The 21,487-nt window shown below is 69.8% G+C and carries 29 protein-coding genes; 9 read left to right on the top strand and 20 right to left on the bottom strand.

Translation table 11 applies throughout. The features are described 5' to 3' along the window. Nucleotide 1: 1 nt before the first annotated feature. Nucleotides 2-1,747: an ABC transporter ATP-binding protein gene (locus L3Q65_RS09030; RefSeq protein ID WP_237599315.1), complete on the top strand. Its 1,746-nt coding sequence runs from the start codon at nt 2-4 to the stop codon at nt 1,745-1,747. Here the strand turns inward: L3Q65_RS09030 and L3Q65_RS09025 are convergent. From L3Q65_RS09025 to L3Q65_RS09000, 6 genes are all read right to left on the bottom strand, one after another. Then, a complete protein-coding gene (locus L3Q65_RS09025) occupies nt 1,737-2,324 on the bottom strand; it encodes a dihydrofolate reductase family protein (protein WP_220508308.1) in 588 nt (195 codons plus the stop codon). The genes L3Q65_RS09030 and L3Q65_RS09025 overlap by 11 nt on opposite strands. Before the next feature lie 109 nt (nt 2,325-2,433). After that, nucleotides 2,434-3,660, bottom strand: coding sequence for a hypothetical protein (locus L3Q65_RS09020; RefSeq protein ID WP_237599314.1), 1,227 nt, complete (start codon nt 3,658-3,660; stop codon nt 2,434-2,436). A 39-nt stretch (nt 3,661-3,699) separates the two neighbouring features. Beyond that, nucleotides 3,700-4,179, bottom strand: coding sequence for a DoxX family membrane protein (locus L3Q65_RS09015; RefSeq protein WP_237599313.1), 480 nt, complete (start codon nt 4,177-4,179; stop codon nt 3,700-3,702). A gap of 112 nt (nt 4,180-4,291) precedes the next feature. Beyond that, nucleotides 4,292-4,759 carry a DUF3291 domain-containing protein gene (locus tag L3Q65_RS09010; RefSeq protein WP_182895108.1) on the bottom strand — a complete coding sequence of 156 codons (468 nt, stop codon included), beginning with the start codon at nt 4,757-4,759 and terminating at the stop codon, nt 4,292-4,294. Nucleotides 4,760-4,791: 32 nt separating this feature from the next. Then, on the bottom strand, nt 4,792-5,436 hold the full coding sequence (locus tag L3Q65_RS09005; RefSeq protein ID WP_182895107.1) for a metalloregulator ArsR/SmtB family transcription factor: 645 nt from the start codon (nt 5,434-5,436) through the stop codon (nt 4,792-4,794). A gap of 45 nt (nt 5,437-5,481) precedes the next feature. Then, on the bottom strand, nt 5,482-5,979 hold the full coding sequence (locus L3Q65_RS09000) for a MarR family winged helix-turn-helix transcriptional regulator (RefSeq protein WP_182895106.1): 498 nt from the start codon (nt 5,977-5,979) through the stop codon (nt 5,482-5,484). Between the two features lie 127 nt (nt 5,980-6,106). On the opposite strand from L3Q65_RS09000, the gene L3Q65_RS08995 reads away from it, so the two are divergent. Further along, nucleotides 6,107-7,036: an NADP-dependent oxidoreductase gene (locus L3Q65_RS08995; protein WP_237599312.1), complete on the top strand. Its 930-nt coding sequence runs from the start codon at nt 6,107-6,109 to the stop codon at nt 7,034-7,036. A 47-nt stretch (nt 7,037-7,083) separates the two neighbouring features. Here L3Q65_RS08995 and L3Q65_RS08990 read toward each other — a convergent pair whose 3' ends face one another. Continuing rightward, nucleotides 7,084-8,340: an alpha/beta hydrolase gene (locus tag L3Q65_RS08990; protein ID WP_237599311.1), complete on the bottom strand. Its 1,257-nt coding sequence runs from the start codon at nt 8,338-8,340 to the stop codon at nt 7,084-7,086. A 95-nt stretch (nt 8,341-8,435) separates the two neighbouring features. Here L3Q65_RS08990 and L3Q65_RS08985 point away from each other — a divergent pair, with 95 nt between their 5' ends. The 4 genes from L3Q65_RS08985 to L3Q65_RS08970 are packed head-to-tail and all read left to right on the top strand — an operon-like array spanning nt 8,436 to nt 10,623. Further along, the gene (locus tag L3Q65_RS08985) at nt 8,436-8,873 is read left to right on the top strand and encodes a MarR family winged helix-turn-helix transcriptional regulator (RefSeq protein ID WP_237599310.1); all 438 of its coding nucleotides are present in this window, start codon (nt 8,436-8,438) and stop codon (nt 8,871-8,873) included. A gap of 55 nt (nt 8,874-8,928) precedes the next feature. Further along, a complete protein-coding gene (locus tag L3Q65_RS08980; RefSeq protein WP_182895102.1) occupies nt 8,929-9,585 on the top strand; it encodes a TetR/AcrR family transcriptional regulator in 657 nt (218 codons plus the stop codon). 7 nt (nt 9,586-9,592) lie between these two features. Continuing rightward, nucleotides 9,593-10,102: a pyridoxamine 5'-phosphate oxidase family protein gene (locus L3Q65_RS08975; RefSeq protein ID WP_182895101.1), complete on the top strand. Its 510-nt coding sequence runs from the start codon at nt 9,593-9,595 to the stop codon at nt 10,100-10,102. A gap of 26 nt (nt 10,103-10,128) precedes the next feature. Further along, nucleotides 10,129-10,623: a nitroreductase family deazaflavin-dependent oxidoreductase gene (locus L3Q65_RS08970; RefSeq protein ID WP_182895100.1), complete on the top strand. Its 495-nt coding sequence runs from the start codon at nt 10,129-10,131 to the stop codon at nt 10,621-10,623. A 33-nt stretch (nt 10,624-10,656) separates the two neighbouring features. Here the strand turns inward: L3Q65_RS08970 and L3Q65_RS08965 are convergent, their stop codons facing one another. Genes L3Q65_RS08965 through L3Q65_RS08935 form a run of 7 tightly spaced genes read right to left on the bottom strand, consistent with a single transcriptional unit; the run spans nt 10,657 to nt 13,285 of the window. After that, nucleotides 10,657-11,220, bottom strand: a complete 564-nt coding sequence (locus L3Q65_RS08965; RefSeq protein WP_237599309.1) for an alkaline shock response membrane anchor protein AmaP — start codon at nt 11,218-11,220, stop codon at nt 10,657-10,659. Next, nucleotides 11,217-11,744 carry a DUF6286 domain-containing protein gene (locus L3Q65_RS08960; RefSeq protein WP_182895098.1) on the bottom strand — a complete coding sequence of 176 codons (528 nt, stop codon included), beginning with the start codon at nt 11,742-11,744 and terminating at the stop codon, nt 11,217-11,219. The genes L3Q65_RS08965 and L3Q65_RS08960 overlap by 4 nt, the downstream gene beginning before the upstream one ends. After that, nucleotides 11,741-12,109, bottom strand: a complete 369-nt coding sequence (locus tag L3Q65_RS08955) for an Asp23/Gls24 family envelope stress response protein (RefSeq protein WP_182895097.1) — start codon at nt 12,107-12,109, stop codon at nt 11,741-11,743. The genes L3Q65_RS08960 and L3Q65_RS08955 overlap by 4 nt, the downstream gene beginning before the upstream one ends. 3 nt (nt 12,110-12,112) lie before the next feature. Beyond that, entirely contained in the window at nt 12,113-12,289 is a 177-nt protein-coding gene (locus L3Q65_RS08950) for a hypothetical protein (RefSeq protein ID WP_037370607.1), read from the bottom strand. Next, complete coding sequence (locus L3Q65_RS08945; RefSeq protein ID WP_182895096.1) at nt 12,286-12,600, bottom strand: hypothetical protein; 315 nt, start codon at nt 12,598-12,600, stop codon at nt 12,286-12,288. Before L3Q65_RS08945 ends, L3Q65_RS08950 begins: the two co-directional genes overlap by 4 nt. After that, on the bottom strand, nt 12,597-12,827 hold the full coding sequence (locus L3Q65_RS08940; RefSeq protein WP_182895095.1) for a hypothetical protein: 231 nt from the start codon (nt 12,825-12,827) through the stop codon (nt 12,597-12,599). The genes L3Q65_RS08945 and L3Q65_RS08940 overlap by 4 nt, the downstream gene beginning before the upstream one ends. After that, entirely contained in the window at nt 12,824-13,285 is a 462-nt protein-coding gene (locus tag L3Q65_RS08935) for an Asp23/Gls24 family envelope stress response protein (protein WP_182895094.1), read from the bottom strand. The genes L3Q65_RS08940 and L3Q65_RS08935 overlap by 4 nt, the downstream gene beginning before the upstream one ends. A gap of 183 nt (nt 13,286-13,468) precedes the next feature. On the opposite strand from L3Q65_RS08935, the gene L3Q65_RS08930 reads away from it, so the two are divergent. Beyond that, nucleotides 13,469-13,678, top strand: coding sequence for a CsbD family protein (locus L3Q65_RS08930; RefSeq protein WP_037812879.1), 210 nt, complete (start codon nt 13,469-13,471; stop codon nt 13,676-13,678). A gap of 63 nt (nt 13,679-13,741) precedes the next feature. Here L3Q65_RS08930 and L3Q65_RS08925 read toward each other — a convergent pair whose 3' ends face one another. From L3Q65_RS08925 to L3Q65_RS08905, 5 genes are all read right to left on the bottom strand, one after another. After that, the gene (locus L3Q65_RS08925) at nt 13,742-14,395 is read right to left on the bottom strand and encodes an alpha/beta fold hydrolase (RefSeq protein WP_237599308.1); all 654 of its coding nucleotides are present in this window, start codon (nt 14,393-14,395) and stop codon (nt 13,742-13,744) included. A gap of 331 nt (nt 14,396-14,726) precedes the next feature. After that, complete coding sequence (locus L3Q65_RS08920; RefSeq protein WP_182895092.1) at nt 14,727-16,097, bottom strand: MFS transporter; 1,371 nt, start codon at nt 16,095-16,097, stop codon at nt 14,727-14,729. Between the two features lie 38 nt (nt 16,098-16,135). Next, on the bottom strand, nt 16,136-17,158 hold the full coding sequence (locus tag L3Q65_RS08915) for an ADP-ribosylglycohydrolase family protein (RefSeq protein ID WP_237600867.1): 1,023 nt from the start codon (nt 17,156-17,158) through the stop codon (nt 16,136-16,138). 14 nt (nt 17,159-17,172) lie between these two features. Next, nucleotides 17,173-18,108: a carbohydrate kinase family protein gene (locus L3Q65_RS08910; RefSeq protein WP_182895090.1), complete on the bottom strand. Its 936-nt coding sequence runs from the start codon at nt 18,106-18,108 to the stop codon at nt 17,173-17,175. After that, nucleotides 18,105-18,824, bottom strand: a complete 720-nt coding sequence (locus L3Q65_RS08905; protein WP_182895089.1) for a GntR family transcriptional regulator — start codon at nt 18,822-18,824, stop codon at nt 18,105-18,107. The genes L3Q65_RS08910 and L3Q65_RS08905 overlap by 4 nt, the downstream gene beginning before the upstream one ends. A gap of 439 nt (nt 18,825-19,263) precedes the next feature. Between L3Q65_RS08905 and L3Q65_RS08900 the strand changes: the two genes are divergently transcribed. After that, nucleotides 19,264-19,485 (top strand): hypothetical protein, encoded by a 222-nt coding sequence (locus L3Q65_RS08900; RefSeq protein WP_182895088.1) that lies wholly within the window; start codon nt 19,264-19,266, stop codon nt 19,483-19,485. A gap of 120 nt (nt 19,486-19,605) precedes the next feature. Continuing rightward, nucleotides 19,606-20,190 carry a helix-turn-helix domain-containing protein gene (locus L3Q65_RS08895; protein WP_182895087.1) on the top strand — a complete coding sequence of 195 codons (585 nt, stop codon included), beginning with the start codon at nt 19,606-19,608 and terminating at the stop codon, nt 20,188-20,190. Nucleotides 20,191-20,229: 39 nt separating this feature from the next. Here the strand turns inward: L3Q65_RS08895 and L3Q65_RS08890 are convergent, their stop codons facing one another. Then, nucleotides 20,230-21,396, bottom strand: coding sequence for an LLM class flavin-dependent oxidoreductase (locus L3Q65_RS08890; protein WP_182895086.1), 1,167 nt, complete (start codon nt 21,394-21,396; stop codon nt 20,230-20,232). Between the last annotated feature and the right edge of the window lie 91 nt (nt 21,397-21,487).

The raw sequence follows: 21,487 nt of genomic DNA, 5'->3' as shown, positions 1-21,487 counted from the left end.
CGTGGCCAAGGAAGTCGTGGTGTCGGGCGTGACCGTCGAGGCCGCCGGGAACCCCATCGTGCGGGAGATCGGCTTCGAGCTCGGCCGGGGCGAGGTTCTCGGCGTGGTCGGCGAATCGGGCTCCGGCAAGAGCACGCTCGCGCTCGCGTTGCTGGGTTTCGCCCGGCCTGGCGCGAAGATCACGGGCGGACGGGTCGTGGTCGACGGCGTCGACCTGCTTTCCTTGCCCGCCGCGGAATTGCGCCGCGCGAGAGGCCGGAAAGTCGCGTATGTACCCCAGGACCCGGCGACCGCGCTCAACCCGGGCCTGCGGGTCTCGACCCAGCTGACCGAAGGTTTGGACCAGCCCGCACGAACCCGGGTACGGCAGTTGCTGGACACCGTCGGGCTGCCCGGCGACGACGCGTTCCTGCGCCGCCGCCCGCGCCAGCTTTCCGGCGGCCAGCAGCAACGAGTGGCCATCGCGATGGCCGTCGCCGCCGGACCGCGGCTGATCGTGCTCGACGAGCCGACGACCGGCCTCGACGTCGCCACCCAGTCCCGCGTGCTCGACCTGGTCCGGGAACTGTGCCGGGCCCGCGACCTGGCGGCGATCTACGTGTCGCACGATCTCGCGGTGGTCTCCGACGTCGCCGACCAGGTGCTGGTGATGTACGGCGGCGAGACGGTCGAACACGGCCCCGCGCGCGAGGTCCTGACCCGCGCCGCGCATCCCTACACCCGCGCCCTGCTGGCGGCCGTGCCCTCCGCGACCCACCGGCACCGGCTGGTCCCCATCCGCGGCCGGGCGCCCGGTATTGAAGATCCTCGTGTCGGATGCACCTTCGCGCCACGCTGCGATTACGCCACCACCGCTTGCAGCACAACGCATCCGACGCTGGCCCGCTCGGCTTCCGGAACCCTCGCCCGGTGCATTCACGCCGACGAAGCAGCTCGGAGCGTTCACGATGTGCCGCGCGCTCCCGAACCGAACGCACCTGCCGCGGACCAGGCGGCGCTGTTGTCGGTCTCCGGACTGACCGCCAGCTACCGCGGCCGACAGGTCGTCTTCGACGTCTCCTTCGACCTGCGGCCCGGCCAATGCCTGGCGGTCGTCGGCGAATCCGGCAGCGGCAAGACCACCATGTCGCGCTGCCTGGCCGGACTGCACGCCGAGCACCAAGGTTCGATGGTGTTCGCAGGCGAACCTGTCCCGCCCGCCGCTGCCCGGCGAGACTCCCGCACCCGGCGCGAACTGCAGTACGTCTTCCAGAACCCCTATGGCTCATTGAGTCCACATCGGACCGTCGAGGACGGCCTGCTGGTCGCCCTGCGCCACTACTTCGGCGTGACCACGCGCGAAGGCCGCCGCCGGGCCCGCGCCGCACTCGACCGCGTCGAAATCCCCGCGCGGCTGGCCGGCCGCTACCCGTCGGAGCTCTCCGGCGGGCAACGCCAGCGCGTCGCGATCGCCCGGGCACTGGTGTGCGAACCGAAGCTGATCATCTGCGACGAGGTCACGTCCGCTCTGGACGTTTCGGTGCAGGCGTCGGTAGTGGAACTCCTGCGCTCCCTGATGAACGAGGGCCCCTCGATGATCTTCGTGACGCATAACCTCGCGGTGGTGCGCAGCATCGCGGACGAGGTCGTCGTGCTCAGCGAAGGCCGGGCCGTCGAATCGGGACGGACTGAGCGGGTACTCGCTTCGCCGTCGCATCCGTACACGCGAAGCTTGCTCGCCGCGACGCTGGAGGTGCCTACGAACTGACGCGGCGGTAGCGGATGTGGGTGGTCAGCGGCGAATGCAGCACCTCGACGGGCTCGAAACCGAAGGACTCCACGCCGTCGAACATGCTCTCGCCCGACCCGAGCAGAACGGGCGCGATGTCGAGCGTGAACTCGTCGATCACCCCGGCCTTGAGCGCCTGCCGCACGGTCGAGGCACCTCCGGCGATGTCGACGCCCTTGTCCCCCGCGGCCTCGCACGCGGCCGCGTAGGCGGCGTCGAAACCTTCGGTGACGAAATAGAACGTCGTCCCGCCTTCCATCTCGATCGGCTCGTGAGCATGATGAGTCAACACGAAAACCGGCGCGTGATACGGCGGCTCGGAACCCCACCAGCCCGACCAGTCCTCGTCCCACTCGCCGCGGACGGGGCCGAACATGTTCCGCCCCATCACATACGCGCCCCGCGGCCGCATGAGCCATTCGCTCGCGGTCCTGTCGGCATCGGTGGCGCGGGGATCGCCGATGTGCCACCCGTGCAGTTCCTTCCCCCGCTTGCCGAGCGGATCTTCCCGGCTCTGCGCCGGCCCGGCGACGAAACCGTCCAGCGACATCGACATGTGACAGGTGGTGTCCGGCACGGCGATCCTCCCGAGTGATTGCGATCTGCAAGCGGTTGGGAGGAAGATAGCAGGACGGAGGCGGGAGCGCCATGCGTCGAGCCCCGGCTCAGTCGGCCAGCTTGCCCACGAACGTGGTCGTGCGATGCCACGCGAAGTACGGTTCGGAAGCTTCCCGATGAGCGCCGCAGCGCCGTCCGGCCAGGTGCTGCATGCGCAGCTTCAGGCTTCCGGCAGGCAGTTTGCCGAGGTCGACGGTCCGGATGCAGCCGGTTTCGTCGACAGTGACCCAGCCCGATTCGTAGAGGACGTCGCAGCCGAAACTGCAGGCGAGCATGGCGATGTCGCGAAGATTCCGTCGTTCGTCGTCGGTGCAGGCGGCCCGTTTCTTCACATGCGCGGCGACGAGGAATTCCAGAGGGAACTCGTCGCCGCACAACGCGCAGGGTGCGGTCTCGCGATTGTCGGCGAGCAACCGGCGGAGCTTGCCCTGTTCGGTCCGGACTTTCACCTGGGCCCGCACGTCCAGCTCGCCGTAGTGGACGTCCGTCGCGTCGGGCTCGGCGACCGAACCGTGCAACGTCACCGTTGCCGGGGACTTGACGGCGGTGACGTGCGGCAAAGTGGCAAGGACCGCCCCGACGAAAGCACTTCGGTGACCGAGTTCCTCGACTGAAACCTGGACCGTGCCGCGCGCGGCGAGCACGTCCAGCCCGTGCTGGACGTCGACGACGGGAACGGGCTGCCCTTCCGGGGACCGGTCGGTGCTCACCAGCACCGATCCGTCCTCGACATCCAGGATCCGGTTCTCTTTGCCGGTGACCGTCCGGATCGTCTCGCCCTTGAGGCTGCGGAGCAGGTCGCCCACCAGTGCCTCGTTCGCCGAGGGTGCGGCGAGACCGGCCTCGAGCCGCGCCGCATCGTCCGGGCCGCAGCCCGGAACCTCCAGCCGCAGCTCGATCCGCTTCTGGTTGTTGCTCTCCTTCGTCGCGCCGTTCTTCAAGCCGACTTTCCCGGACGCCCGGGTGATCTGCCGCCGCACCTGGTCGATGTCGCGCTCGTCGGCCAACCGGATCGGAACCGGGACGATGCTGCGCTCGTCCTCCGAGAGGTGGGCGGTCCGCGACGACACCACTGCCCCGGAGACCACGACCGCTTGCCGGTCCCGAAGGCGGCGGAGCAACAGCGTCAGGGCACGGTTGTACTGGGAGTTGCGCGGCAGCGGCCCGGCTCCCCGGCCGCCTGCGCTCTCCAGCACCAAGCTCAATCGCTCGCCGTCGGAAACCACGGAGAACTCCGCGTTCAGCTCGTCACCGTCGTCCTCGCGCGCCAACACGGGTTCAGCTTTCCAGACCGGGACTGCCGCCGTCGACGATCAGAACAGCGATCCCGCCCCGATCGCCGCGCAGATCGCCAGGAACAGCCCGCCCACCGCGAACCCCAGGGGCTTCTGCCGCCATGCCGTATGCCGGTCCAACGCGTACCACCCCGGCCCCGTCAGCAACAGCGCCAGTGCCATCGCCGCGAGCGTCAGTTCCAGTTCGAACCCCGGGCCGCTGCTGCCGAACAGGCCGCCCGACCACTTCACCCGGACCGCGCTGATGGCCACGCCCAGCAGGCCGGCCGCGGCGAGCGGGGTCAGCAGGCCCAGTGCCAGCAGGACCGCGCCGCCGACCTCGGTGATGCCGGTCAGCCAAGTCAGGAATTCGATGTTGTGGCTGAACCCGTAGCCGCGCAACAGGTTCTCGAAGTGCGCCATGTCCGCGCCGCCGAACAGGCCGAAGACCTGCGTGAGCCCGTGCGCCCCCATCGCGACCGACAGCATCAGCCGCAGCACCAGCAGACCGAAGTCCAAGCCGCCATTCTCATCCGACCAACGGGACATGTTCGCCACGCCGGACACCCTAGCCATCCCGCGGGCCGGGCCGGGCGACCCGCCGGACGTGTCGCCGAAAGGGGGGCGGACGTCACGACGCGGAGGCGGCGCCTTCGGGCAGATAGCTGTCCCGGAAACCGAACGCGCTCGGCGAGGACCCCTTCTCCCGCAGCAGTTCCAGCCGCTCCACGGCCTCCTCGACCGTCGGGACGTGCCCGGCGGGCACCCACCACAGCACCTGGAACGGCGCCTTCGGCAGCTCGAACCATTCCGACCGGCGGCGCAGCATGTCGAGGTGGCCGCTGCGGTAGACGTAGTCCCACAGCGCGTCGCGGTTCTCCCAGACCGACATGTTCACCAGGACGTCGTCGCCGAGCGAGGTCCGGATCGCGGTCGCGTCGTTGCCGCCGTCCTCGACCAGGCGCCACACGAAGCCGGGCGCGTTGTCGGCGACCTCGTTGAGCGTGTCGAGCATCGACGTGAAGCCGTGCATCCGGGGGTCTTCGAGAGGGTGCCTGAGGATGCCCACGTTGAGCTGGGCGAGGTGGTATTCCGTCACCCCCTCACCTCACCATCGCCGCGCCTTCTATGTCAACTCTCATTATTTTTAGAAGACTCGACGACGACGCAGCACAGTCCGGGACGCGGGTCCATCCGCGCTCGCAGGCCTTCGGCGCCGTCGAGCAGTCCTTCCAGCAGTGCCAGGTTCATGCCGCACACCAGCCCCGGATGCCGTTGCGAGAGGACGTGGAACGGGCAGTTGACGAGGCGCAGGACGTCGCCGTCCGAGCGGGGTTCGTAGCCCCGGGCGGCCAGCAGTTCCTTCGCCGCGGCGAGGTCTTCGATCGCGCAGGCAGCGGCGCGGCCCTCGCGACGGGCGGCGGCTTGGAGCTCGGTGTCGAGACGGGCGATCTCGGCGACCTCGGCCAGCAGGTCGGCGGCGGTGCGGTAGTCGCGCGCCGGGACGGAGAACTGGCGTTCAGCCGCAGACCGGCGATAGAGCTTCGCCGGACGGCCGGCGCCCGGGCCCGAACGTCCGCTCAGCCGCTTGCTTTCCGTCTCCAGCAGCCCGGCGGCCACGAGTTTGTCGAGGTGGAACGCGGCGAGCGTGCGCTGGATCCCGGCCCCCTCGGCCGCTTCGTTCCGGCTCACGTCGTGATCCTGGGAAACCACGTAGTCATACAGCCGCCGCCGGACCGGATCCTGCAAGACGGCGATCGCCTCGATGTCTTCCACGCCGCCAGTCTAAGAACAACGAGCTTGCGCGTTAGAGGAGGCGGACTAGGCGCCGCTCCCCTTCGGGCTCCTCCGCGTCGCGACCGACCGCGGCGGTTCGGCGCGCATGTGGTCGCGGACGCGGGCCATGATGCCGCCCAGCGCGTCCAGGTCCGAAGTGGACAGTGGGGCGAACAGCAGCCGGCGGACGGCGTCGACATGCCCGGGGAGCACCTTCGCGACCAGCTCCCGGCCCGCCTCGGTGATGCCGACGACGGTGGCCCGGTGGTCGTCAGCACTGGGACCGCGGGTGACCAGGCCCGCCTTTTCGAGCAGGCCCGCCTGATGAGTCAGGCCGCTGCGGCTGTAGACGACGCCGTCGGCCAGTTCCGTCATCGTCAGCGGCCCGTCGGAGCTGGAGAGCCGGGCGAGGAGTTCGAACTGCACGTAGCTGAGGCCGCCCTCGGCTCGCAACTGCTGGCTGACGGCGTGTTGCAGCAGGCTCACGGCCTCCATGAGCGCGAAGTAGGTGTTGAGCTGCTTGGGCTCCAGCACGTCCGCCATGCCGCCAGTCTAGATGCTTCGAAGTCGAATCATTGTGGTCGTCCTCACGTCTCCGAGACTTTGCTTCGACATCGAAGCATACTTGCCGTCAGATGCTTCGACTTCGAAACATATTCTGGAGGATGTCATGAAGGCAGCGCGCTACCACCGTTACGGCGGAAGCGAAGTCCTGGCGATCGAGGACGCCGAGCGGCCGGCGCCCGCCGAGGGGCAGGTGCTCGTCGAGGTGGCCGCCACCTCGTTCAACCCGGTCGACCTCGGGATCCGGGCAGGCGGTCTGCAAGAGGTGTTCCCCTTGGCCTTCCCGCACGTGCCGGGCATCGAGGTCGCCGGGACGATCGCCGAACTCGGGCCCCGGGTCGACGGCCGTCAGGTCGGCGACCCGGTCGTGGCCTTCCTGCCGATGAACGCCGACGGCGCGGCCGCTGAGTACGCCGTCGTTCCCGCCGACGCGCTGGCCGCCGCCCCGAAGACGGTCGATCTGCCCGACGCCGCCGCGCTGCCGGTCGGCGGATTGACCGCCCGGCAAGCGCTCTTCGACCACGCTGAACTGCGAGCAGGCCAGACGATCCTGATCAACGGCGCGGGCGGGGCGGTCGGCGGCTTCGCCGTTCAGCTCGCCCATCAGGCAGGCGCGGCGGTGACCGCGACCTCGAGCCCGCACAGCGAGGAACGCCTCCGCGAATACGGAGCCGATCGGATCATCGGACACCTCGACTTCGCTTCCGACGCGGCCGACGGAGCGCCGTTCGACGTCGTGCTCAACCTCGTGCCGACCACGCCGGAGGAGACCGCGGCGCTCGCCGATCTGGTCGCCGACGGCGGAGCGCTGGTCAGCACCACCACTCCCCCGCCGGAGAATCCCGGACGCGGGATCCGGACGGCGCGGGTGTTCGTCGTCAGCGACGCCGAGCGGCTGGCCGAACTCGTCGAGCGCGTCGACGCGGGGACGTTGCGGATCACCGTCGCCGACCGGCGGCCGCTGGCGGATCTCCCGGCTGTGCACGACGAAGCGGCGTCGGGACGACTCGTCGGCAAGACCGTCCTCATTCCCTGAAACTCCGGTTCGAGCGCTGGAGGCCCCGCCTTCAGCGCTCGAACCGCTTACCTCCGAGCCTCCGCCAGGTCGGCCGGAGTCGCGCCGAGCCACCAACGCGGGTCCGCGGTTCCCTCGGTCGTACGGCCGTCGCGGTGGACGAAGAACCGCTCGTCCCGCCCGGAAGTGTCGAACTCCCCGTCCAGGCCGCGCGTCAGCCACTCCGCACCGAACGCGAAGACCTCCGCCGCCGTTCCGCCCAGCGGATGGAATTCGTCCTCGTAGACGCGCATTTCCTTGGGCGCGCGGATCTTCTCGTAAGTCTCGAGCGCGCTCTCCACCGGCGTCAGCTCGTCGAATTCGCCGATGCCGAGCAGCACAGGGCACCGGATGCCGGTGACGAGGTCGCCCAGCGGCATCTTCGCCTTGAGGTCGCGGTCGAACGCCGCCTCGTCGGCATAGCCCGCCATGTACAGGTAGTTGTTCTTGAAACTCGGTTGTGCCCGCTCGAAAATCGTCTCGAAGTCGCCGGACACCGCTTCGAACGCGGCCACCGCGCGCAGGCGGGTGCCGGACATCGCCGCGGCGCGCAGGGCCCAATAGCCGCTCATGCTGATGCCGAACATGCCGATCCGGTCTTCGTCCACTTCGGACAGACCGGCGAGGTGCGCGGCATAGGTTTCGAGAGCGCGCTCGTAGTTGTCCAGCGTCACGGTCAGCCCGCGCGCCCGCGTCTCCCCTTGTCCCGGCCCTTCGATGGACAGCGCCACGACGCCGCGCGAGGTGTAGTAGCGCTCGGCCGCGAAGATGTAGTCCTCCTTGATCATGTCCATGCCGGGACCGAGAATCACTGCCGGGGCACCGGAAACCGGCTGTGCCGGCAGGTGCAGAAGGGCGAAGATCTTGCCGCCTTCGAAGTCCAGTTCGACCCGGCGGACCGTGTTGCCCCGCAGCTCCGCCAGCCGCGCCACGCACGAATCGCAGCGCTCGCGGAACTTCGCCTTGCGCCCGTCGCCGGAGTCGAAGATCGAGTACTGCGCGCGGCCGTACATCACCGCTGCCCGCAGGTACAGGTCCGACGCCGTCCTGCGGTAGCCCAGCCGCTCGTGGTGCGCGGCCCGCTCCTCCGCCTGCCCCGCGACGACGGCCCACGCCTTCGGCAGCATCGCTCCGGCGCGGACCATCGCGAACACCTTGTCGAAGTCGGCGTGATCGTGCCCGAGCTGTTCGAGCGTGCCCTTGCCCTCCGGGTGCAACGCGTCGAAGCCGCCCTGCGCCAGTGCGATGTCCAGGGCCCAGCTCTGCCCGGCCGAACGTGCCGTCATGATCGCCTCCTCAATTAACTAAGTACTTAGCTACTATGCCACGGCTAGACTCCGCGCGGCAAGGAATGCGGCGGGCACCACAGGAGAACGAACCGATGGGCGACGAGGCGATCACCCGGCTGGCACGAGCCGCCTACCGGCTCAGCGCGGCCGATTCCCGGCTGCGCGGCCGCGCGACCCGCAGCGCCGAAGCCCTTTCGCTCGCGCACGCCCGCGCGCTCAAGAGCCTGGCCGAACACGGGCCGATGACGGTCAACCAGCTTGCCGGGCACGTCGAAACGACCGGAGCGGCAGTCACCCAACTGGTCAATGGCCTGACCAACGCCGGTTACGTCACGCGTGAACGGGCTGCCTCCGGGGACCGCCGCACGTCGATCGTCGCGCTGACCGACGCGGGCCGTCGACGGCACGAGGAGCGCGAGCAGGACCTCGCCGCCGGATTGCGCGAACTGACCCAGGACCTCGACGAAAGCGCGATCGAAGCCGCGGGCACGGTGCTCGCCCGGCTGGCTTCGCTCTACGACCGCCTCTGACCAGCGAAGCGGCAAACTCTATCAACTGATTGAATTGGCTGATAGAGTCCGCGCCATGGGCACCGAAGCCGCGCGGGTCCCCGCCGCTCGCGGAGCGGCGACCGAGCAGCGCCTGATCGCCGCCGCGGAACGGCTTTTCGCCGAGCACGGCGTCGGCGCGGTGTCGCTGCGGACCGTCATGCAAGCGGCACAGACGAACGTCGCGGCGATCCACTACCACTTCGGTTCCAAGGAAGGGCTGCTCGACGCGGTCCTGCGCAGCCGGCTCGGCCAGGTGACCGGCGAACGCACCGCGATGCTGCGGGAATCGCCCGGAAAAGACGTCACCGCAGGAGAACTGGCCCGCGCGTTCGTGCAGCCGGTGGTCGCCGTGCTCGAATCGGGCGGCGAATGCTGGATCCGGCTGGTCGGCCAGTTGCTGGCGACCGGCGGCGACGGACTGGACGCGATCGCCGAGTCGTTCTTCGAACGCAACGCCGCGTTCGTCGAACAACTGGACCGGCTCAGCCCCGGAGTCCCCCGCCGGACGCTCGATTTCCGGCTGTCCCAAGCGATGACCGTGACGCTGAACGTCCTCGGCGACGTCGGCCGCACCCGCCGCCTGCACGGGCCGGACGCGGCGGACTGGACCACCGGCCAGATCGTCGACGACCTCGTCGACGTCGTGACCTCCGTACTCGCCGGCCCGCCCGGGGCCCGCCGCAGGAAGTGAGGAACCGATGGGAACCAATCAGCGAGCGCAGATCGAGATGACCCCCGGGGAGGTGTCGGCCTACCTCGACGCGCAGCGCACCGCGACGCTGGTGTCGCTCGGCCCCGGCGGGCATCCGCACGCGGTCGCCATGTGGTACGCGGTCATCGACGGCGTGCTGTGGTTCGAAACGAAAGCCAAGGCGCAGAAGGCGGTCAACCTCCGCCGCGACCCGCGCGTCACCGTGCTGATCGAGGACGGCCTGACCTACGACGTCCTGCGCGGCGTCTCGCTCGAAGGGCGGGCCGAGGTCGTCGACGACGCGGACGCGCTGTGGGCGGTCGGAGTCAACGTCTGGCAGCGATACCACGGCGAGTACACCGACGAGGCGAAGCCGATGGTGGAATTCATGCTCCGCAAACGGGTCGCGATCCGCGTCGACGTGGAGCGGGTCCGGTCCTGGGACCACCGCAAGCTCGGGCTCGGCCCGATGCCCCTCGCCGGCTCGACCGCCGCCCAGCACCCGCCTGCCCGCTGACGCGTCCGCCCCGCCAGGAGGTCACGATGGGACGCTTTTCCCTTCCCGCACAGAAGCCGAACGGCCTGGACTCGCCGGTGACAGCGGCGCTCATGAAATACCTGGCGCGGGTCCAGGCGAAGGTCTTCACCCTGACCAACGGCCGGGTCGGCCACAAGTGGCGCGTCGGCGCGGGCTTCCGCAAGCCCGTGCCGACGCTGTTGCTCGACCACCGCGGCCGCAAGTCCGGACGGCTGTTCACCACCCCGTTGCTGTACCTGCGGTCCGGCGACGACCTGGTGATCGTCGCGTCGCAAGGCGGGTTGCCGAAGCATCCGCAGTGGTACTTCAATCTGCGCGCGGAACCGGAGACCCGCGTGCATCTGAAGGGCCGCCGCGACGTCCCGGTCACGGCAAGAGTCGCGTCGGCGGAGGAACGGCGCGAACTCTGGCCGCGGCTGGTCGAGCTGTACGCGGATTTCGCGAAGTATCAGGCCTGGACGGAGCGCGAGATCCCGGTCGTGGTGCTCACTCCGCGCTGACTGCGTGCGCGGGGTCGGCACCCTCGCCGATCGTCATCCGACGCGGGACGCCGCCCGCCCGGTGAACCGGAACTCGATCGCGACCGGAATGTCCTTCAGCTCCAGCGCTTCCTCGAGCCGCGGCAGGCTTTCCCCGGTGACGCGGCCGCGGATCTCGCCCAGATCCGCGTCCTGCTCGCAGGTGAGGATCAACGCCAGGGACGGCGACTCCCGGGTCCCGGCGAGCGACGCGCTCGCCTTGTGCACTCCGGGATACCCGCGCAGTTCTTCGGCGAAGGGAGCCACCGCGTCGTCAGCGCGCAATTCGGTGCGTCCGTAGGCGGGATCGGTTTCGAACCGCCACACTCCCGTGCGCGGCCGGTGCGCGAGCTGGGCAAGCAGCCAGCGCAAAGCGAGCAGGCCCACCGCTACCGCCGCCGCGGCGATCACGTAAAACGCCCAGGTGGGCGGCTCTTCCGTGCCCGGCACGAGCGGCGCTTCGGGATTCACGAGCCTGAGCACGCGGAAGTGGGTGGCCAGACCGAATCCGCCCGCGGCGAGCAGCACGAGACCGAGCACCGCGAGCAGGAACCGGTTGAGCGCGGCCGGACGATTCATGATCCCTCCCTCGTAGCACGGACCCGCACCGACACCGCGGGCCGCCGAGCCGGTGCGATGTGGTCGAGCCGCGACTCGACGGCCGTGCGGACCGCGTCGGCCAACCCGTCCGTCCGGGTGCGCGCGGTTTTCACCCGCACCTTGACCTTGCGCGGTCCGGTCGAAAGCCGGGCTCGCTCGACACCGTCCACGCCCGCCGCGGCTGCCCGCAACGCGGACCGGTAGCCCACGGTGTCGGCCCCGGAATCCGGATCTCCGGTCAACGGGAGGATCCGGCGTTTGCCCGGCAGCAGCGCGGCCCACAGCAGCACCAGCCCGAGCAGGGCCACCGCTGCGGAAACCAGTGCCGGGACGAGGTCCGTCCAACGCGCGTCGTGGACCGCGGTCGCGACCGCGCGATAGTCCAGCCACGGCTGGTGCCCGGTCAGCCGCTGGATCGCCGCGACGGCCGCCAATACGCACCCGGCCAGCAGCACACCGGCGGTCAAGCTCGCCGGAACGGACCGGCGGGTTCGGCGTTTCACTCAACCCTCCTCTGCCCGGCGGCCTCGGCGTGCAAGGCCGTCACCGTGATGCCGACTCGCCGGACCGGCATCCCGGTCAGTTCCTCGACCCGCCCGCGCAGATGGCCGCGGACCCGTTCGGTCGTCGCGCCGACCGGGGCCGGGTACTCCAGCGAGATCCGCACGTCCAGCTCCACCTCGCCGCCAGCGATCCGGGCGGACGTTTTGGCCGACCGGTCCAGCGCTTCGCCGCCGAGGCTGATCCCGAGCGTCCGCCCGGCGGCCCCGCCGACCCGGTCGATCTCGCTCGCCGCGTGGGCGGCCAGCCGCTCGACGACGTGCTCGCTGATCGTGAGGCCGCCCCGTTCCTCCGCTGCGACAGCCACGGCTCACCCCCGGTCGCGGCCGGTGAGCTGCGACAGATCGAGCTTGCCGTCGAGCAGGCGGCCGACGAGCAGTCCCACCGCGCCCAGCACGAGGACCAGCAGGAACGCCCCGAACCCGCCGATCGCGGCGGCGAGGCCCAGCGCGAGGCCGGTGATCAGCCCCAATCCCGTTGCGTTCACGACACCGTCTCCTTCCGGTTTCCCGGCTCGGTTTCCCCCGAAGCCGGCACTTCGACGTCGGCGATGACCACGTGCACCGGCCGCCCCGACGCGACGGCCGCCCGTACCGCGGCGGCCACGTCCGCTGCCGAGAACGGGGCCCGGACCGTCACGCCGACCGTGACGTCCTCCTCGGTCACCCGCACACCGCCCACCCGGCCGCCCGCCCCGAGCGTCGCGACCCGGCCGAACTCGCCGCTGTGCACGTCCGCCACCTCGGGCAGCCCGCGCACCGCGGCGACGATCCGGCGGGCTTCGTCCAGGGGGGTCACCGGGCCCGTCCGCCGTCGCAGGACCCGATCGCCTCGGGCACATCCGGCCGCTTCCGCACCACCGCGACGGTCCGGCTCGCGACGGCGGCCGCTGCGCCTGAGCGGGCGCCATCGCCCTCGACCGTTCCGAACGCCGCGGCCCGGCCGGACCGCCCGCCGCGCACGTCCGCCGTCACCGGCGTCCGCACCGCGGCGAGGATCCGGCCCGGCCCCGCGACCGCGCTCACTGCACCCGGCCGCTGTCGCCGGAGGCGTCCTCCTCGTCGTCGGACGGCAGGTGCAGGTCGCCCACGTTGATGTTGACCTCGACGACCTCCAGTCCGGTCATCCCCTCCACCGCGCTGATCACGTTCCGCCGGATCGAGCGCGCGACCTCCGCGATCGAGACGCCGTACTCGACCACGATCTGCAGGTCCACCGCGGCCTGCTTCTCCCCCACCTCGACCGAAACGCCCTGCCCGGCCGAGGCCGTAGCGCCCGGGATCCGCTCGCGCAGCGCCGAAAACGCCCGCGCCGCGCCGCCGCCCAGGTCGTACACGCCCGGGATCTCCCGCGTCGCCAGCCCGGCGATCTTCTGCACCACCACGTCCGCGACGGTCGTGCTCCCCTGCGAACTGGTCAGCGGACCGGCGTTGACCTTCTCCACGTCCTGGGACTTGGCCGCCGCGTCAGTCGTCGAAGCCATCGATTCTCCTCCAGTCGGTTCCCGTTGTTCAGTTCATCGGTTCGACCCGGCGGCCACGCAAAACTCACTCCCCGAACGAGTGATGACGATCACATCATCGAGTGAGTGACGATTCGGGATCCGCGTTGTCGTTCACGCTGACGCATTCCCGCGTTCGTTGTTCGGCAATGAAGGAGGAGACCCATGTCGATGGGCGACAAGATCGGCGCCAAGGCAGACGACTTCGGCGGCAAGGCCAAGGAAGCCGCCGGTTCGCTGACCGGCGACGAGAAGCTGGAGAACGAAGGCAAAGCCGACCAGGCGAAGGCCGGGATCAAGGAAGCCGCCGAAAACGTGAAGGACGCTCTCGGCGACGCGGCGGGCAAAGTCAAGAACGCGCTGAAGAAAGACTGACTTTCTGCTGAAGAACGCGGGACCCCGGCCCGACGCCGGGGTCCCGCGTTCGCTTTCCGCCGGTCACTGTTTCAGCAGATTCGCGACCGCCGCGACGACCGCGTCCGGCCGGTCGATCGGGACGTCGTGAGAACTGTGCTCGGCGGTGCCGAGGGTCCGGTTCGGCGCGGCGTGCGCGAAGTCTTGCTGCGCCTGCCGCCACAACTGCGCGTCCTCGGGAGCCGGAAACGGCGTCGCGGCGGACACGATCACGGCCGCCGGAATGCCGGACGGCCAGGTCAGCTTGTGGTACGCCGCGTGCACCGGCCCGTAACCGTCGGCTTGGGCGAGCAGCTGACGGGTCTGCCGGGTGGACGGCGCTTTCTTGAGCGCTTCGACTTGTTTCTCGTTCAACGCCACCAGCTTGGCGGTCTCGCTCGGCGTGAAGAACTGCGGCAGATTAGCGTCCACGAACACCGCACCCGTAACCCATTTCGGATGGCTCCGGGCAAAAGAAAAGGCGATTTCGCCTGCCAGCGAATGCGACACCAGGATTACGTTTCCAGTCACCCCCAGCTGCGTCAGTCCGGCCGCGAGATCAGCGGCGGCATTGTCCGCTCGCCACGGGCCGGACGCCTCGTCGCTCTTGCCTTCCCCCGCCCGGTCGTAGGCGATCACCTCGGATCCGGTCCTGGCCGCGAGGTCCGGGACGACCTTGCGCCATTCCGAAGAATCCATCCCGCCGCCCGCGTCGAGCACAATGGCGGGCTATCGCCCAGGAGCGACGGAAAACGCCATCTTGCGGCCATTCACTGCAACCAGATGCGGTCCGGCGGCCGGAGGACCAGCCGCGCCGGCAGCGCACCCGGCCACACCGCCGACCGCGACGACCGCCGCCGTCAGAGCAGCCAGCGGCCGACTCGATCTTCCCCGCCGCACACCAGAATCGGTCACCGAATCCCCCTCCACGCAACGGAACTTCCGTTACATCAGCGTGGCGAACAACCCGGTCAACCTCGATACCGCTGGCTGCCCGAGCACGGTAGGGACAACCCCACCTCGAGACCGCTTACGACGCGACTCCAGCCGACGCACGCCGTTCGGCCAGGTCTTTCTCCACTGTCGGGTAGATCCGTTCCAGGCGGTACGCCCAGAACAGGACGATCAACAGCACGAACAACGCCATCGGCACATAAACGAACAACGCGTTGATCGCCGACAGCGCCGAATCCGGCTGGGTGCGGTTCAAGCCGTTGTAGCCCGCCGCGCCCATGACCCAGCCCAGCACCGCCGCACCGAGGCCGTAGCCGAGTTTCTGGCCCATGCTTCCCGCGCTGTACAGCACACCTTCCAGCCGGCGGCCGTTTTTCCACTCGCCGTACTCGATGGTGTCGGGGAGCATGCCCCAGATCGCGCCGAAGATCGGGATCCGCCCGATGCCGCGGAGAATCGAACCGGTGACCGCCAGCGTCATGTCCGTCGGGTCGACGGCGATGATCACCGACCCCGCCACGAAGATCGCGGCGCCGGCGATCATCGGGGCGACTTTGCCGAAACGCTGGTACACCGGCTGCATGAACAGCATTCCGAGCAGCGCCGGAATGTAGAGCATGAACGACATCAGCGCGGCGAATCCGGCGTCGCCAAGGAAGTACTGGGCGAAGTAGGCCGTCGCTCCGGTGTAGAGCGATTCCGCGACGCTGAACACGATGAAGATCGCGAACAGCAGCAGCCAATAACGGTTGCGCCCGGCGAGCTTCAGCGATTCGACGATCCCCGGCTGGTCCTTCGGCGGGGCGGTGTCCACGATGCGTTCCCGCGTATTGCGGAAGGTGATGAAGAACAGCACCGCCGCGACCGCACCGAACAGGCAGAACGTGATGATCCACGCGCGCTGGTCGTCGCCGAGCGCGCTCACCAGCGGCAGGGTGAGGACGGTGACGACCAGCGAGCCGAGGGTGGCGCCGAACATCCGGGTGACGTTGAGCCGGGAGCGTTCGGTGAAGTCGCGCGTCATCCGGGTGTTCAGCGTTCCGTACGGGATCACCGCCGCGCTGAGAGCGATGTTCATCAGCGCGTAGGTGATCGCGATGTACACCAGCGTCGGCGCCGGTTCCATGCCCGGCACGGTGAACACCAGGATCAGCGCGACGGCGAACGGCGCGGCGGCCCACAGCACCCAGGGCCGTGCCTTGCCCCAGCGGGTCGAGGTCCGGTCGACGATCGCGCCCATCCCGACGTCGACGACGCCGTCGAACAGCCGCGCGATGAGCACGATCGTGCCGACCGCCGACGCCGCCGCCCCGATCACGTTGGTATAGAAGAAGACCACGTAGGTGGCCAGCGCACCCCAGGCGATGTTCGTGGCCAGATCACCGCCTCCGAAGGAGAGGCGTTCCTTCCAGGTCACCGTGGCGAATTCTTCGCTTCGTGCGCTCATCGTCGAGCGTCCCTTCGGATCGGGGCGGGGAGAGAGGGTCAGTGCTGCGCGGCGGCCAGGAGTTCGTCGGCGAGCGCGGCGAGGTCGAGGTCGTTCGCGCGTTCCACCTCGGCGACGGCGTCCGCGTCGATCGCCTCGATCCCCCGGTACGCGCCGGCGATCGCGGCCGCCATGCAGCCGATGGTGTCGCTGTCCCCGCCCGCGTTGGCGGCCAGCCGCGCGACGCGCACCGGATCCCCGCCTGCGGCGACGAAAAACCCGAGCGCCGCCGGTACCGCTTCCGCGGCAGGCAGGCCGACGCCGATCTCCCCGGCGATCAGGTCGATCGCGTGCTCGTCGTCGCGAGCCGTGATGGCCAGCGCGACCGCCCGCTCGATCCGCCGTTCGACCGACGCGCCCGGCACGTCGCGACCCTCGGTCCGGCCGAGTTCGGCACCGGCTCGCGCGCCGTCGACGGCCGCGCGGACGATGTCGACGATCTCCGCTCCGGGAGTGCAAGCCCGCGCGACAGCAGCGGCGACGGCCGCGGCGCCCGCGACTCCGGGCGGCGTGTTGTGGCTGGGCACGCACGTGGTGAACGCGGTACGGACCGCCGCGTCCGGGTCGCCGTGATGGAACAGGCCGACCGGCCCGACCCGCATCGCGGCCCCGTTGCTGGCGCCCTGGGTCATGATCGTCCCGGTGCGGCCGACCTCGCGCGGGTCCTCGCCGCGTTCCAGCCGGGCGATCGCCTCGCGGGTGGTCGGCCCGGCGAAGTGCGGGAAGTAGTTCTCGTTCTTGGACCACTCGATCAGCAGCCGCGCCATGTCGTCCGGGCTCAGCGCGGCTCCGGTGCGGGCGAGCAGCCGGGTCAGCAGGATCATCTGGCTGGAGTCGTCGGTGATCTGCGCGGCAGCGCGCCCCTTGGCGTAGGGCGCGCCGGGGAGCGGGGCGTGGAATTCGGTGACGTAGCCGCCGAACGCGGCCCGGATCTGGTCCCGGCTCAGTTCCTCGGTCGGCGCGCCGAGCGCGTCGGCCAGGCAGGCCGCGGCGAGACTGCCGTGGATCTTGGAACGCAGCACAGAATTCAAGTCGGTTACCTCTCAGTCGTGATCGTGATCAGGTCGTCTGGCCAGTCGCCGCGCTGCGAGCCGGACAGATAGGTGCGTCCGCCGACAGCGGTGACGCAACGGGTCGCCTGGGCTACTGCCCGGCGAAGGCTTTCGGCTGCTTCGGCTCCGGCCAGCAACGCGCCCAGGAACGCCCCGGCCAGCGCGTCCCCGGCACCGGTCGTGTCGATGGCGGTCACCTCGCCGTTCAACCGCGCGCGATGCACGATGCCGTCCTTGTCCACAGTGGACGCTCCGTGCGCGCCTTCGCTGATGACAACGAGTTCCGCGCCGAGCTGGATCAGCCGCCGGGCCGCACCGCGCGAGGTGGCCGCGAGTTTGGCCGCCGAGGCGGCGTTGACGAAGACGATGTCGCTGAGCCCGAGCAGCCGCGCGAACTCAGGCTGGCCCGGCTCGAACGCGTCCGGTTCGAGATCGACGGCGACCCGCGCTCCGCGTTCCCGGGCGAGTTCGCCGACGGCGGCCGCCCACCCGAGGTCGTCGGCCAGCGGCGCCACGATGTCCGCGCCCGCCAGGACCGACGCGTCGATCTCGTCGATCGCCGGAATCTTGATCCCGGTGTCCGCGCCGGTCAGCGCCTTCTCGCCGCTCGCGTCGAGCTGGACGAAGCACATCCAGGTCGGATGCTCGAGGTCGCGGAGGGAATGCTCGATCGACACGCCGAGCCTGCTGAGCTCGGCCAGCGCGGCGTCGGTGTCCGGCCCCGCGCCGGTCTTCGTGATCAGGTCGACCGCGATGCCGTGCTGCGCCGCCGCGGCGGCGAGATTGGCGCTCATTCCGCCGCCGTACACGCCGGACAGGGAGCCGATGGCCTTGTTGTCGTTGCCCGCGATGTGCGGAACCTGGACGAAGTAGTCGATGCTCGCGTCCCCCACGACGACGAGCCGCGGCCCGGCGCTCATCGCTCGCTTCTGAGGTCGATGTCGAGGTGGTAGCGATCGCCGCGCAGGATGTACCGGGTGAACTCCACCGGACGCTGATCGGCTCCGAAGGACGTGCGCTCGCGCAGCATCGCCGCGACCCCGGGCTCGACCTGGAGCCGCTCAGCCTCCGCCGCGGAGAGATTGACGGCGCTGACCCGTTCGCGGGCGTGCGTGGGCTGCGCGTCGCGGCCGGAGAGGAACGCGTACAGCGAATCCCCGGTGAACTCGGCGAAGTCGATTCCCGGCTGGGGCGCCAGATAGTGGTCGAGGAAGACGAACGGATCGTCGCCGATCCAGTACCGCCGCTCGATGTGGCTCACGGTGTCGCCGGGTTCGAGGTCGAGCGCCTTGGCGACTGCCTTCCCGGCGGGTTCCTCGGCATTGCCGAGCAACTCGGGCCGGATCGCGAAGCCGCGCTGCCGGAGCTCGCGCCCCAGCCCGAGCATCGGACTCATCGCCCGGATCTCGTTCGACGCGACGATGCTGCCCCGGCCGTGGAACCGCTCCACCAGCCCGAGCCGCTGCAACTCCTGAAAGGCGCGCCGGACGGACGTCTGGGACACCCCGTACTGCGCCCGGAGCTGGCTCTCCGACGGGAGCCAGTCCCCCGGCTTCAGCCTGCCGCTCAGGATGTCGCGCTGGATCTCGCTCTGAATCGTGCGATACAGCGGCGCACGACTGGGTCGACCGGTCATGCAACTTAGTGTACTAAGTGTGTCAACTGGCTCGCCGCCCTTGCCTCTGGCATCGCTTTTCGACGACGAGCCGGTCCAGCCGAGCAACAGCCGTCCGGCCGGCGCCGACTCGAAGAGCACCAGCCGGACTGGTCAGGCGCTCAGCGAACGAGATCCGCGTTGGCACGGCCAAGGAGGTTGAACCGCGATGACGCAGCGCAAACGACCGGGCAAGCGCGTACTTCTCAGCGCGCTCTGCGCATTCGCCTGTGCCGCGTGCGCAGGCCCCGGCACTCAAGCTGCGAGCCCGCCAGGCACGCCGTCCTCGTCAGCCGCGGCTTCGAGCGCTCCGTCGTCCGCCAGCCCGCCGCCGTCGGACACGACCGCTGTCTCCACCACCGCGGAAGCACCGGCGACATCCTCGCCATCCGCACCGCTTCCGGCCGGCTACCCCAAGGTCGTGCAGGTCTCGTCATTGCCGAGCCAGGTGCGCAATTGGTTCCAGATGCAGGGCACCGCCCGGGCCGTACAGCTCGCACCGGGCGTCTGGACCGCGCTCCAGGACGGCGCGACCGTCGAGGACGCCGTCAATACCGACGTTCTCGACGGCTTCTGCAGCTCGATCAAGGCCTTCGAACGCGTCTGCCGAGGCGGACGCATGCACACCGGTGCCTGCTGGTGAGTTCGCGGTTCCCCACGGCGGCGCGCCGCCAAGGTCCCCGGCAAGGATTTCCCTTGCACATCGCCGCATTCGGATCCGGCGTCCACTTCGGAGCACCCCGGCTCCGGTATAGTCGGCCCCATGCGAACCCCTCCCGCCCCCGATGCCGGAGACGCGCCGGATCCGGCGCGGATGCTCGGGGCGCGGGTGCGCGAATTGCGGCGCGGCCGAGGGCTGACCCTGAAGCAAGTCGGCGAGGTTTCCCGCCTGTCGCACGCTTTTCTCAGCCAGTTCGAACGCGGCCTGGCCGCCGCGAGCGTCAGCACGTTGCAGCGCATCGCGGTCGCGCTGGACACCACCGTGTCCGCGCTTCTCGCGGGACCTGCGGAACAAGGCGTCGGATTGCTGCGCGCCGACGAGGGAATGGTGATGCCCGGAGCCGAGATCCCGACCGGGTCCACGGCGCGGGCGCTGTCCAGGGCGGGTTTTCCGGTGCAGCCCATCGAATACACCGGCGGACCGGCCGAGTTCGGCGAGTATTTCGAGCACGTCGGGCAGGAGATGCTCTACGTCGTCACCGGGCGGATCGAGCTGGATTTCGCCGACGGGCGCCGCGAGCAGCTGGGCGAGGCCGACGTGGCGACCTATCCGGGGTCGCGGCCGCATCGCTGGCGCAGGCTGGGCGACGAACCGGTCCGGGTCCTGCTGATCAACGCAGGGGAATGACCGCGCGGCCCTGGCGAGCCGCGCGGTCCGGAAAAAGGCTCAGCGCAGCAGCGGAACGACCTGTTCGCTGAAGCGCCGCATCTGCTCGGCGGCCATGTCGTAGGTGTGCCCGGGGAAATGCGGGAACACCACGAGCTGTTCGAGGCCGAGCGTGTCCTTGTGGTGCTGCACGATCTCCGCGACCTCCTCCGGCGTGCCCACCGCCCAGCACTTCTGCTGCGTGGACTGCTCCAGCGTCGGCACCAGCCCGGCCGGGGCCCGCTTCCCGTCGTCGCCGCGGTAGCCGCTGCTCCAGCCGAACGGCGCGAGCAGGTTCCAGAACTCGTCGTGCCCGATCCGCCCGGTGCGCCAAGCCTCCTCGTGAGTGTCGGCGATGTGCACCGGCAGCACCAGAATGCGGTTCTGCCCCGGGGCCAGCCGCGTGCCGTGGCGCCGTTCGTACAGTTCGGCGTACCGCTCCCACTGCTCGCGGATGTATCCGTGGTACTGGTTCCACCAGACACAGCCGTGGCCGACCTCGGCCGCGTAGTCCAAAGTGGGCGGGCTGGTGACCGCTTGCCAGATCTCCACGGGATGCAACGGACCCGGCACCAGCGTCAGCGTGTCCGCCTCGTGCTCGGGGTCGCGGTTGTCCGGCGGCGGCAGTTCGAAGAACTTCCCGTTGTACGAGAAGGTTTCCTGGCTCAACGCCGTGCGCACGATGTCCATGTACTCGGCGAACACCTCGCGGTTGTGCGCGTCGATGACCTTGCGTTCCTCGCTGGACGTCATCACGCCGATGTCCGCCTGATGCGCGGTGAGGCTGCGCAGTTCGCGAGAAACCGTTCCCCGGCCGACGCCGAGCACGGCTCGTCCGCCGGAGAGGTTCAACAGGCTGCTGAAGTCCTCGGCCAGCCGCAGCGGATTCCACTGCGGGACGATGCTGAACATCGAACCCAGCCGGATCCGCGACGTCCGCGCGGCCAGATGCGCTTCGAGCATCATCGCGTTGGGCACGACCTCGTAGCCCTCGTGCTGGAAATGGTGCTCTGCCAGCCAATAGCTGTCGTACCCCAGCTCCTCGGCCAGCTCGCCCATCCCGACCAGCCGCTCGTGCGCGTGCCACACCTGCTCGCGAGTGGCGCGGCGCCGCGCGGCGGGCACCGGGTTCCCGGCCAGCACGTCCGGCATCTCGACCGAGCCGAAGAAAAACACTCCGTGCCGCACAGCGCCTCCATCCCGCCCGGGCTCGCCGGGTCGTCGGCAAATGTAAGTAATATCAACACTGTGCGGTGCGACCTGCGGAGTGTCAAGACCC

This window comes from Amycolatopsis sp. FU40 (assembly GCF_021903635.1).
Taxonomy (GTDB): domain Bacteria; phylum Actinomycetota; class Actinomycetes; order Mycobacteriales; family Pseudonocardiaceae; genus Amycolatopsis; species Amycolatopsis dendrobii.
This window is presented reverse-complemented; position numbering and strand designations above follow the sequence as displayed.

Bases quoted from the DNA above. Each gene is read 5' to 3' on its own strand.
- L3Q65_RS09025 (WP_220508308.1), bottom strand. From the start codon at position 2,324: ATGTCGATGTCGCTGGACGGTTTCGTCGCCGGGCCGGCGCAGAGCCGG.
- L3Q65_RS09000 (WP_182895106.1), bottom strand. From the start codon at position 5,979: ATGGCGGACGTGCTGGAGCCCAAGCAGCTCAACACCTACTTCGCGCTC.
- L3Q65_RS08995 (WP_237599312.1), top strand. From the start codon at position 6,107: ATGAAGGCAGCGCGCTACCACCGTTACGGCGGAAGCGAAGTCCTGGCG.
- L3Q65_RS08990 (WP_237599311.1), bottom strand. From the start codon at position 8,340: ATGACGGCACGTTCGGCCGGGCAGAGCTGGGCCCTGGACATCGCACTG.
- L3Q65_RS08985 (WP_237599310.1), top strand. From the start codon at position 8,436: ATGGGCGACGAGGCGATCACCCGGCTGGCACGAGCCGCCTACCGGCTC.
- L3Q65_RS08980 (WP_182895102.1), top strand. From the start codon at position 8,929: ATGGGCACCGAAGCCGCGCGGGTCCCCGCCGCTCGCGGAGCGGCGACC.
- L3Q65_RS08975 (WP_182895101.1), top strand. From the start codon at position 9,593: ATGGGAACCAATCAGCGAGCGCAGATCGAGATGACCCCCGGGGAGGTG.
- L3Q65_RS08970 (WP_182895100.1), top strand. From the start codon at position 10,129: ATGGGACGCTTTTCCCTTCCCGCACAGAAGCCGAACGGCCTGGACTCG.
- L3Q65_RS08965 (WP_237599309.1), bottom strand. From the start codon at position 11,220: ATGAATCGTCCGGCCGCGCTCAACCGGTTCCTGCTCGCGGTGCTCGGT.
- L3Q65_RS08935 (WP_182895094.1), bottom strand. From the start codon at position 13,285: ATGGCTTCGACGACTGACGCGGCGGCCAAGTCCCAGGACGTGGAGAAG.
- L3Q65_RS08930 (WP_037812879.1), top strand. From the start codon at position 13,469: ATGTCGATGGGCGACAAGATCGGCGCCAAGGCAGACGACTTCGGCGGC.
- L3Q65_RS08925 (WP_237599308.1), bottom strand. From the start codon at position 14,395: ATGGATTCTTCGGAATGGCGCAAGGTCGTCCCGGACCTCGCGGCCAGG.
- L3Q65_RS08920 (WP_182895092.1), bottom strand. From the start codon at position 16,097: ATGAGCGCACGAAGCGAAGAATTCGCCACGGTGACCTGGAAGGAACGC.
- L3Q65_RS08910 (WP_182895090.1), bottom strand. From the start codon at position 18,108: ATGAGCGCCGGGCCGCGGCTCGTCGTCGTGGGGGACGCGAGCATCGAC.
- L3Q65_RS08905 (WP_182895089.1), bottom strand. From the start codon at position 18,824: ATGACCGGTCGACCCAGTCGTGCGCCGCTGTATCGCACGATTCAGAGC.
- L3Q65_RS08895 (WP_182895087.1), top strand. From the start codon at position 19,606: ATGCGAACCCCTCCCGCCCCCGATGCCGGAGACGCGCCGGATCCGGCG.